Origin of the sequence: Vibrio sp. V23_P3S9T160 (assembly GCF_963886625.1) — a bacterium.
In the GTDB taxonomy this organism is placed as follows: Bacteria; Pseudomonadota; Gammaproteobacteria; order Enterobacterales; family Vibrionaceae; genus Vibrio; species Vibrio anguillarum.
This window is the reverse complement of the sequence record NZ_CAWPDB010000007.1, coordinates 1-10,474: the sequence shown is the minus strand read 5'-3', so window position 1 is coordinate 10,474 and position 10,474 is coordinate 1. Positions and strand designations below refer to the sequence as shown.

Annotated in this window: 9 protein-coding genes and 1 other annotated feature; of the genes, 4 read left to right on the top strand and 5 right to left on the bottom strand. The window is 41.5% G+C overall.

Annotated features, from left to right (window positions below; translation table 11 throughout):
• The 5 genes from AACU59_RS00355 to bamD form a co-directional block, all read right to left on the bottom strand.
• Positions 1-1,239 (bottom strand): GGDEF domain-containing protein (locus tag AACU59_RS00355; protein ID WP_161437669.1); only part of this gene is annotated, 1,239 nt, incomplete at its 3' end.
• Positions 1,223-2,269 (bottom strand): polyamine ABC transporter substrate-binding protein, encoded by a 1,047-nt coding sequence (locus AACU59_RS00350; protein WP_094144791.1) that lies wholly within the window; start codon positions 2,267-2,269, stop codon positions 1,223-1,225. The genes AACU59_RS00355 and AACU59_RS00350, both read right to left, overlap by 17 nt.
• A gap of 215 nt (positions 2,270-2,484) precedes the next feature.
• A complete protein-coding gene (gene pheA, locus AACU59_RS00345; RefSeq protein WP_026028348.1) occupies positions 2,485-3,663 on the bottom strand; it encodes a prephenate dehydratase in 1,179 nt (392 codons plus the stop codon).
• A 12-nt stretch (positions 3,664-3,675) separates the two neighbouring features.
• Positions 3,676-3,794: a sequence feature (Phe leader region), on the bottom strand.
• Positions 3,795-3,903: 109 nt separating this feature from the next.
• Positions 3,904-4,230: a ribosome hibernation-promoting factor, HPF/YfiA family gene (gene hpf, locus AACU59_RS00340; protein ID WP_026027341.1), complete on the bottom strand. Its 327-nt coding sequence runs from the start codon at positions 4,228-4,230 to the stop codon at positions 3,904-3,906.
• 447 nt (positions 4,231-4,677) lie between these two features.
• Positions 4,678-5,403: an outer membrane protein assembly factor BamD gene (bamD, locus tag AACU59_RS00335; RefSeq protein WP_064624522.1), complete on the bottom strand. Its 726-nt coding sequence runs from the start codon at positions 5,401-5,403 to the stop codon at positions 4,678-4,680.
• A gap of 155 nt (positions 5,404-5,558) precedes the next feature.
• On the opposite strand from bamD, the gene rluD reads away from it, so the two are divergent.
• From rluD to AACU59_RS18140, 4 genes are all read left to right on the top strand, one after another.
• Positions 5,559-6,533 carry a 23S rRNA pseudouridine(1911/1915/1917) synthase RluD gene (rluD, locus tag AACU59_RS00330; RefSeq protein ID WP_013857530.1) on the top strand — a complete coding sequence of 325 codons (975 nt, stop codon included), beginning with the start codon at positions 5,559-5,561 and terminating at the stop codon, positions 6,531-6,533.
• Entirely contained in the window at positions 6,533-7,258 is a 726-nt protein-coding gene (gene pgeF / locus AACU59_RS00325; RefSeq protein ID WP_094144500.1) for a peptidoglycan editing factor PgeF, read from the top strand. Before rluD ends, pgeF begins: the two co-directional genes overlap by 1 nt.
• A 107-nt stretch (positions 7,259-7,365) precedes the next feature.
• Positions 7,366-9,942 (top strand): ATP-dependent chaperone ClpB, encoded by a 2,577-nt coding sequence (clpB, locus tag AACU59_RS00320; RefSeq protein ID WP_088720938.1) that lies wholly within the window; start codon positions 7,366-7,368, stop codon positions 9,940-9,942.
• Between the two features lie 318 nt (positions 9,943-10,260).
• Complete coding sequence (locus tag AACU59_RS18140; protein ID WP_013855455.1) at positions 10,261-10,440, top strand: hypothetical protein; 180 nt, start codon at positions 10,261-10,263, stop codon at positions 10,438-10,440.
• The last annotated feature ends 34 nt before the right edge of the window (positions 10,441-10,474 follow it).

The following is a 10,474-nucleotide window of genomic DNA, read 5'->3' as shown; positions in this document are numbered from 1 at the left end:
CTTTTCAAAGGAAAAGTTGCGCAATGAGCCAATATGCTGTGCAAAATTGACTAACAATACATCACCAATCTGATGTCCATATTTATCATTGACGTATTTGAAATTATCTAAATCAATATACAAAACCCAGATGTTATCTGTGTGTCTTGCTTTTGCTAGCACTCTTTCTACCGATTGTTGAAAGTGGTGGCGATTGGCAAGTTTTGTTAAGTGGTCGTACTCGGCAAGTGCTTTTGTTTTCTTATATGTGGTATCAAGTTCCTGATACATATCGTAAAAACGAGAGGATAGCCGGCCAATTTCATCGTTACTCTTGAGAGTTTCGATATTGTCACGCTGCTTATTCTCTACTTCTTTCAATTGTTGATCTAATTGGGATATGGGCTTGATTACATGCCGGTATAATAAATACAAAAGCAGCAACACAGTCACTAGAGTCGATATTCCAAACGACAACGCTAACCGTTTTTTAATGGCATAAAGTTTGTCGTTAATTAGATACTGTGCAGGATCAAGCGTGGCATAAAGATCTGATTTCAATTCAACAGTTTGCGTTAATCCTACCTTTTTAATATCCGCTGCGTCAGTGAAAAAAATGGTACTTCGGTTATCAAATTCTATTTTCTTCATCAGTCGATTAAAGGGTTCTAGTACGACGAAAACAACAACAAAGAAAATTTTATCGCGGTTATAGCTAAGCGGTGTCGTAAGTGTTTGAGTATCTAAAACATCATACCGAACTAGAATACCTTCACCGCTGGAATTTGTCGTATAGTCAACATAAGAGGTTTTCTGTGTGCTATCGAAAGTGTCTTGTATGTGGTTGAGAATTTTTGTATCGATTTTGGCGAAGGGATCACCACTATTTTCGGCATAATAAAGAACATTTTTGCTGCCATCCAAAATCGATAACGCAATAAAATTATTCTCTTGTGATTGGAGAATCTCCAATGTTTGCTGAAAGTTATCAACCAGTTCTAACTCTCGATAAGGGTTGCGCTCATGTGCAACGTAGTGACGAATGATATCGCTTTTCGTTAGGGTGTAAGCGTAGCTATTCACCAGGTATTGGGTCTGACGAAAGTGACCCGCGAGTTTTTCCATACTCAGTTGAAGATAGCTTTCTTCTCTTTTCAGCAAAGCATCTTTCTGATTGGAGTAGATAATGTAACTAGATGCCACTGCACTGAGAAGAATAACCGGTGTTATCAGCAACAGAATTCTATTGTTGAGCTTCATGTTGTTCCAAAATACTGTTAATGATTTTTGCTCTCAAACTAATATCGGCAGGGAGCAATTCGCTATCAATAATGCCTTGCTCTAACAAAGCTGGGTTTGGAAATAATGATGCATCATTTCGGTAACTATCTGGCATTAAATTTAGGGCACTTAAGTTTGGTGTCGCAGCTTTAATATCTTTTGCATTTATTGCGGCAACTTCTGGGCTCAATAAGTGGTTTATAAACTCTTTTGCATGTTCTTTATTTTTTGAATTGCTGTTGATGGCTAAACAATCAACCCAAATATAGGGTCGGCCTTGCGGGGTGACAAAATCCCAATCATTGCTGCCAAAATACTTATTCAATGAAAATTGGTCACCGCTGTATGCGAGTGCCATATCTAAGCCATCACTGTCAGGATGGCTTCGGACGTAACTCAATATATATTCATAGGTTAAGATGTTGCGATTCACGGATAGCATCTTTTGATAAGCCTGTTTCAGTGCATTATCGTGATTTGTAATTGGCGATTGTTGTTGGGCATACAATGCTGGCAGCAGGGTTTCAACTGTATCGTGAAGCATACCCACATGGCCTTGGAGTGCTGGTGGCATGTCGATGAGATCAGCCCAGTTTTTGGGTTTGGCTGGAAATTTACTTTTTTTGTAGACGATGCCTACGGTTCCCCAAAAGTAGGGAACGGCGTGGCTACCGCACGCTTGATTCCATTTCGTATCATTATGCTTTCTATTCGGTAGAGCACTCAGATCTTCAAAGGTGTTGAGCCGAGAGTAGATAAGAGCTGATACGTTATCTAACACTACAATATCAAAAGGTAGCTGGACACTTTTGACCATCAATAGACTGCGTTCATCGTCATTATCAAAATGATATAGATTAATATCGATGCCGCTACTTTGCCGCCATTGATCAACGATTTGCGGTGACATAGTGTCTTCCCACAAATAAATATTGAGCTCTGAGCTTCGAATGTGCGCTGAAATGCCTAGCAGAAATAGCATTAAAGCCAAAGGATGGATTTTCATCATGATATAAGTAGATGAACCTTATTTATTGGAAAAGGGCATCGTTCACAATGAAAGTGTCACAGATATCTTATGACGTGCGGAATATATTCCGTGAATTCAAAGTAGGCTGACAGCCCAAAACATAGTGATTAATTATGTGTGAAATGATTGGGCATTATATGAACTATGTTGATGGCTGTCAGCTGACTTCTGTCAAATATTTGACTTAAATGTGATTATTGAAGTTTTACTTGGGTCGGTTTAACATTTTCGCTTGGGTAGCAACCTAATACTTTTAAATGCTTAGTGATTTTTGTTAGCTCATTCAATGCTTGCTGCATTTCAATGGAATCAAGATGTGATTCAAGATCAACATAGAACATTTCTTCCCAAGGATTACCCATAATAGGTCTCGATTCCAATTTGGTCATATTGATGCCGTAGCGTTGCAGCACTAACAAGCTTTCAACAAGTGAACCAGCTTGTTGTGATGTCGACATGATTAATGTCGTCTTCGCTGGAATTTGAGTAGAGACTTCCACGGGTTTTCGCGCAACAACAATAAAGCGAGTCTGGTTTTCTGTTTGATTGGCGATATTAGATTTGATCGATTGTAAGCCATACAGTTTACCGCTAGAAGCATTGCCAATTGCGGCAACATCGTTGCGATTAAGCTGCTGTACTTTTTGCATCGCATCAGCGGTGCTCGCACAGGTTTCAAGTGTAACGCCTTTTAGGCGGCTTAAAAATTCGCTGCACTGCTGGTGGGGCTGTGGGTGTGAATAAAGGATTTTAAGCTCTTCCAAACGTAATTCAGAGGTGGCGACCAAGCAGTGCTCAATCGGTAAAGTGAGCTCACCGACAATGTACAAGGTAGTATGTTGCAGCAAATCATACACTTCGTTAATTGAACCTGAACTGGTATTTTCAATCGGCAATACCCCATAGTCAGCATGACCTGATTCAACTGTTTTAGTGACTTCTTTAAACTGATCGCAATTGAGTTCGATCAACTCTGTATTTTTACGACTGAAGTACTCACGGGTTGCAAGATGGGAGTAAGAACCTTTAGCACCTAAAAAAGCAACCCTTGCCAGCGGTTTACGGCTTAGTTGCGGATTGGCTAGATTCTGCAAGTATGCTTGCTGTAGCAAGACGGAGTCTTCAATGATGGTATGAAATAGTTTAGTAATATACTGAGCATCTAAATTGTATTTTTCTTTACCAGTGTTAATCAATTTGACTAAAAGTTGCTGTTCACGTATTGCATCTCTCACAGGTTTTGCGGTTTCCACTTTGCTTTTAGCGACTTCAATGCTGAACTTTCGACGTTCTGCCAGTAGGTTTAGCAGTTGATCATCAAGCTCGTTCAGTCGCAAGCGGATCTCTTCAAGTGAATAGTGCTTTTCAGTCATAAAAATGTCCTTGTAAAAAAGCCTCCCAGTGGGAGGCTTCCTGTTCGTTTTTGACTTATCTTCTGTCAACGACCATGCCTCCAAGGTTATTGGAGAAAAAAGAAGTCAAAAAAGAACAGTGAGGTTAAGTGCATAAGAAGGTGATTTCTCTTTGAATGTAAAGACACAATAAGCAAGCAACCGTAGAGCGTCAAGCAAAAAAATAGCGCTTGAAAGCGCTATTTTTCATCATATTAAACTTTATTCAACTTCTTCTTCTACTTCCGGTTTGTCGGTACGACGAGCTTCCGGTTTATGGCGCAGTTTGTTGAGTTGGCGTTCTAATTTTTGTTCTACCTCATTGATAGCTGCGTAAAGATCTTCGTGGGTTGCAGAAGCGACTAATTGTCCTTTGGGTACCGTGATAATAGCTTCGAATCTTTTTTGTTTATTGGGCTCTTCACTAAAGCTAGCTTGGCATCCTATGATATCCACTTGCCATTTTTCTAGTTTTTTAAATTTGCTCTCAATGTGAGTGCGGATTGCAGAGGTGATGTCGATATTTTTACCAGTGATAGTTACTTTCATAGATGTTTTCCTCTGTTGCATCCCTCATGGGTTAACTTCAGATTACTGATTTAATACTAAAGTAATGTGATATAGATCACTTTATTGGATGTGATTTCAAAGGGCGAGTTTAAACGTGATCTCACGCAAAGAGTGCTGACAAAGAGTAAAGAAAAAGCTTGTGATTCCTATCAATCTGGATAGATTGGTTAAAGGATCAAGCTAAGAATTTCCCATTTTTAGGGTGTTTTTGCGGCCTAAAAAGAGCGCTGCTTATTTCTTATTCAAGTGTTTTTTGTGATTTTTATTCTAACGATGTTTTGAACACCTCCCTTTTATTTCAGTTTTCCCTGCACGACTCATTTTCCAGTCGTCTTTTGCTGGCGTGTTATCGTTCCCATCGACTCCAAATAAAAAAACCACTCAAAGCGAGAGTGGTTTTCATGGCGTACTTAAGCTTATTGCAAACTATTGTGGATTGAGTGCAATTAACTTTTGAGTTCTGGCAATGGCATCGTTCAGTTTGAGCTGTTTATACGCTTCCAACTGAATGTGTAATGATTTGCGAGCCGCTTCAGTGTCTGGATACGTTTTTTGTAGCTCCTGAGCACGGTTGATGGCTGCAATCCAAGCTTCACGACGTAAGTAAAAATCAGCGGTGGCGAGGTCGTATTCAGCCAGTCTATTTTTTAACGCAAATAAACGTTTATGAGCATCTTCTGCATAAGGGCTTGTTGGGTAGCGTTGCAGCAGTTTCTTAAAATCAGCAAACGCAGCTTTTACCGGTTCTGGATCACGATCCGCGCGATCGACATTAAATAGGTCATGCATGAAGTTGCGATCTTGCGCCATATGCGTCAAACCACGCATGTAGAGTACCCAATCCATTTTTTCATGGGTTGGATTCAAACGGGTAAAGCGTTCAATGGTCGCTAAACCTAACGCAAGATCATCGTTTTTGTAGTAAGCGTAAATAAGGTCAAGTTGAACTTGTTCTGAATACGCGCCGAAGGGATAACGTGAATCTAACGCCTCAAGTTTTTGAATGGCCGTTAACCAGTTACCACTTTGCAGTGAGGTTTGTGCTTCTGAGTATAATTCAGAAGGCGGCACATCAGGGACAATCTCTTCGCTGCTTGAACAGCCAAATAACAGTGATAATGCGAGTAAGCCTGATAAAGTGTGGTGTTTCATGACAGGAGTCGTTTCCTTGAATTAATGCTTCTTAATTGAGTGCGTAATCGCTTTACAAATCGTTTCGTTACTTTCTTAGCAGTAACAGATACAATGACGCCATATTTTATCCATACTAGACGCTATTAGTCTCACGGTTTTTAAAAAAGTTCGATATGGCTCAGCAGATTGAATTAACAAATACAGTAAAAGATAGCCAGTTAGGTCAACGTTTAGACCAAGCTGTCGCTGAATTATTCGCAGATTTCTCTCGTTCACGTCTAAAAGAGTGGCTTTTAGAAGGCAAAGTTCAGGTCAATGGTGAGGTGATCACTAAACCAAGAACGAAAGTCATGGGGGGAGAAATCATTACGGTCCAAGCCGAGCTTGAAGATGAAGAGCGTTGGGAAGCGCAAGATATACCTTTAAATATTGTGTATGAAGATGACGATATTATGGTCATCAATAAACCACGAGATTTTGTCGTGCATCCGGGGGCAGGTACTCCAGATGGCACAGTGTTAAATGCACTCTTGTTCCATTACCCAGCTATCGCTGAAGTGCCGCGTGCAGGTATTGTGCATCGTTTGGATAAAGATACGACTGGTTTAATGGTGGTCGCTAAAACGGTTCCTGCACAAACACACTTAGTTCGAGCATTGCAAAAGCGTAAGATTACGCGTGAATATGAAGCGATTGTGATCGGTACTATGACTGCTGGTGGGATGATCGATAAGCCGATTGGCCGCCACTCAACAAAACGTACATTGATGGCGGTAAGCCCGATGGGTAAACCAGCGGTAACTCACTATCGTGTGGCCGAGCATTTTCGTGAACATACGCGACTTCGTTTGCGTTTAGAAACGGGCCGTACTCACCAAATTCGTGTGCATATGTCATATTTACAGCATCCTTTGCTTGGGGATACCGCCTATGGTGGCCGCGCTCGCATTCCGAAAGGGGCAACGCAAGAGCTGACCGATATGATCCGTGGTTTTGATCGTCAGGCTTTGCATGCCGTTATGCTTCGACTTGAGCATCCTGTGACTGGTGAAATGCTAGAATTTCATGCGCCAGTACCTGACGATATGATCATTATGGCGGAAGCTTTACGCGTAGATACTAAGTTGAATAAAAAAGACGAGTTCTAATGCAGAAGATCATCCCTAACTGGAATGCACCTAAACATGTAAAAGCTTTCTCCTCGACTAGAGTCGGTGGCTTTTCGTTAGCTCCTTATCAAGGGCTGAATTTAGGCATGCATGTTGGGGATGATCCTTTATCCGTTGAAAAAAATCGCCAATGGCTAACGCAGCAAGCGGCGATGCCCTCTGAACCTATTTGGCTTGAACAAACGCATTCAACACAAGTGCTAGAGGTTACTCAACCTACTCAGCAGATTCTGAGTGCCGATGGCGTTTTTACCCATCAGCATAATGTGGTTTGTTCTGTAATGACCGCTGATTGCTTACCTGTTCTACTCACTAATCACCAAGGCAGCGAAGTGGCTGCAGTTCATGCTGGTTGGCGCGGTTTAGCTAATGGGATACTCGAAAATGCGCTCGCCAAATTTTCTAGTGATATCCTTGCTTGGCTCGGTCCTGCTATCGGTCCTACGGCATTTGAAGTCGGTGATGATGTATACCATGCCTTTGTTGATCAAAATACCAACGCAAAGGCCGCATTTTCTCTTCAAGAGAATGGAAAATGGCTAGCAAATATTGCACAGTTAGCCACGTTAAGGTTGCATCAATGCGGTGTTTCAGAAATATCAGTTAGCGGCCTTTGTACCTTCCATAATCCTCATCAGTTTTATTCCTATCGACGCGACGGAATCACAGGTCGCCAAGCTTCATTTATTTGGATCGAAGAGTAACTTACGCAAGATCAATCTTCCCTAACTTGCCCCTTGAAAAAGCACTAGTACGTAGCCATCTTTAGCTACGTAAGATTAGTTTCTCAATTAAGGTGAGGAAAGTTGGTATGCGTCTTGATCGATTTACAAGCAAATTTCAAATTGCCATTTCTGATGCTCAATCATTGGCATTAGGCCGTGATCATCAATATATCGAGCCTGTTCATTTGATGGTGGCATTGCTCGATCAAAATGGCAGTCCAATTCGTCCACTTCTTACTATGTTAAGTGTGGACGTTATGCAATTGCGCTCGAAGCTCAGTGAGATATTAGACCGTTTGCCAAAAGTTAGCGGTATCGGTGGTGATGTTCAGCTTTCTAGCGCAATGGGTACTATGTTCAATTTGTGCGATAAACTCGCGCAAAAACGGCAAGATTCCTACATTTCTTCGGAAGTGTTTTTGCTAGCCGCACTAGAAGATAAGGGCGCGCTTGGTCAATTACTCAAAGAAATAGGGCTCACCGAGAAAAAAGTTTCTGAAGCAATAGAAAAAGTGCGTGGAGGTCAGAAAGTGAATGATCCAAATGCAGAAGAGCTAAGACAAGCGCTTGAGAAATTCACAATAGATCTAACTGAACGAGCGGAACAAGGCAAACTTGATCCTGTCATCGGCCGTGATGACGAAATTCGTCGTACCATTCAAGTATTGCAACGCCGGACCAAAAACAACCCAGTAATCATAGGTGAGCCTGGTGTTGGTAAAACAGCGATTGTGGAAGGGTTAGCACAGCGCATCATTAATAATGAGGTACCTGAAGGTCTACGTGGTCGTCGAGTATTGTCATTAGACATGGGGTCTTTGGTCGCAGGGGCTAAGTATCGTGGTGAATTTGAAGAACGCTTAAAATCTGTGCTTAATGAGCTAGCGAAAGAAGAGGGTAATGTCATCCTCTTTATTGATGAGTTGCACACTATGGTCGGTGCAGGTCGAGGCGAAGGCGCAATGGATGCGGGGAATATGCTTAAGCCCGCTCTGGCTCGAGGAGATCTACACTGCGTCGGTGCGACCACTTTAGACGAGTATCGTCAATATATAGAGAAAGATCCGGCACTTGAGCGACGTTTCCAAAAGGTACTGGTTGATGAACCTAGCGTAGAAGACACAGTAGCTATTTTGCGTGGTTTGAAAGAGCGCTATGAGCTCCATCACCATGTGGAGATCACCGATCCCGCTATTGTTGCTGCTGCGAGCTTATCGCACCGTTATATTTCTGATCGCCAGTTGCCCGATAAAGCGATTGACTTGATCGATGAAGCCGCTTCAAGTATTCGAATGCAAATAGATTCAAAGCCAGAATCTTTAGATAAGCTTGAGCGCAAAATTATTCAGCTAAAAATTGAGCAACAAGCGCTAACGAATGAACACGATGAAGCGAGTGAAAAACGCTTACAGGTGTTAAACGAAGAGTTACAAGTGAAAGAGCGTGAGTTTGCCGAGCTGGAAGAAGTTTGGAATGCGGAAAAAGCAGCTCTTTCGGGTACTCAGCATATTAAGTCCGAATTAGAGCAAGCGCGTATGGATATGGATTTCGCACGTAGAGCGGGTGACTTGAACCGTATGTCAGAACTTCAATATGGTCGAATTCCTGAACTTGAAAAGCAGCTCGACCTTGCAACTCAAGCTGAAATGCAAGAGATGACTTTGCTGCGCAACAAAGTAACTGATGTAGAAATTGCGGAAGTGCTTTCAAAGCAAACTGGTATTCCAGTTTCTAAAATGCTGGAAGCTGAGAAAGAAAAACTGCTGCAAATGGAGGATGCGCTGCATCAACGAGTTATCGGACAAGTTGAAGCCGTCGAAGTGGTATCAAATGCGATTCGCCGTAGCCGGGCTGGGTTATCTGATCCAAATAGACCGATTGGTTCCTTCTTATTCTTAGGGCCAACTGGTGTGGGTAAAACTGAATTGTGTAAAACACTCGCAAACTTTATGTTTGATAGTGAAGATGCCATGGTGCGAATCGACATGTCTGAGTTTATGGAAAAACACTCAGTAGCGCGATTAGTCGGCGCGCCTCCAGGTTATGTGGGCTACGAAGAGGGTGGCTACTTGACCGAGGCTATTCGTCGTAAACCGTACTCGGTTATCTTGTTGGATGAAGTTGAGAAAGCACACCCTGATGTCTTTAATATCCTGCTACAGGTATTAGATGATGGGCGCTTAACTGATGGACAAGGACGCACAGTTGATTTTCGTAATACAGTGGTAATTATGACCTCAAACTTAGGGTCTTCGCAAATTCAAGAAAAATTCGCAAGCTTGGATTATGAAGGCATTAAAAAAGAGGTAATGGAGATTGTAGGTAAACATTTTAGACCAGAGTTCTTAAACCGAGTGGATGAAAGTGTAGTATTCCATCCGTTGGCGCAAGAACAAATTAAATCGATCGCTTCTATTCAATTAGCCCGTCTTGGTAAACGAATGGAAGAGAAAGGTTATCAGCTTGAGGTATCTGAAAAAGCGTTAGAGCTGATTTCTCAAGTTGGGTTTGATCCTGTTTACGGAGCAAGACCATTGAAACGCGCTATTCAACAAAGCGTTGAAAATCCATTAGCGAAAGAAATCTTGGCAGGAAGAATCCTACCGGATAAAAAAGTTAAGCTAGTTGTTAGCAATGACCAAATTATTGCTCATCAAGACTAAACATTTACATTCAAAAGGGCCAGAAATGGCCCTTTTTGTTTGAAAATTACTCTCATTGGTTCTTTTGTGAGCTGTCGGTTCGTTTTTATGAGAAAGTTTCATTTTAAGACTTGTGTCCTTCTCTAAACTACCTATAATGCGCCTCGTTGTCAGGGCAGTGCTAGTTACTTCTGCTGATAATAGATGGACACTTGTTTAAAAGAAATAATCGATAAAGTGTTTGACACTTAAGGTTATATCGCTAGAATGTTCGTCCGCTTTGAATGCTTTTAGATAAGCATCCAAGCAAGCTCTTTAACAATATAAACCTATCAATCTGTGTGGGCACTCGTTGATGATAATCAAAAAAGATTTATCAATGAACTGAGTGACCAATCAGAATCAAGTTTACTTGATTTTGGCACAGTCAATTCATTGTTGTTCTGTTGGAACAACAATAGCTTTAAAATTACTTTTTTACTTTCGAGTAAGAGCAGTTTTGAAGTCAGTATTCATTGAGCCGGTCTTAGGACCAACAAAACTTTAATTGAAG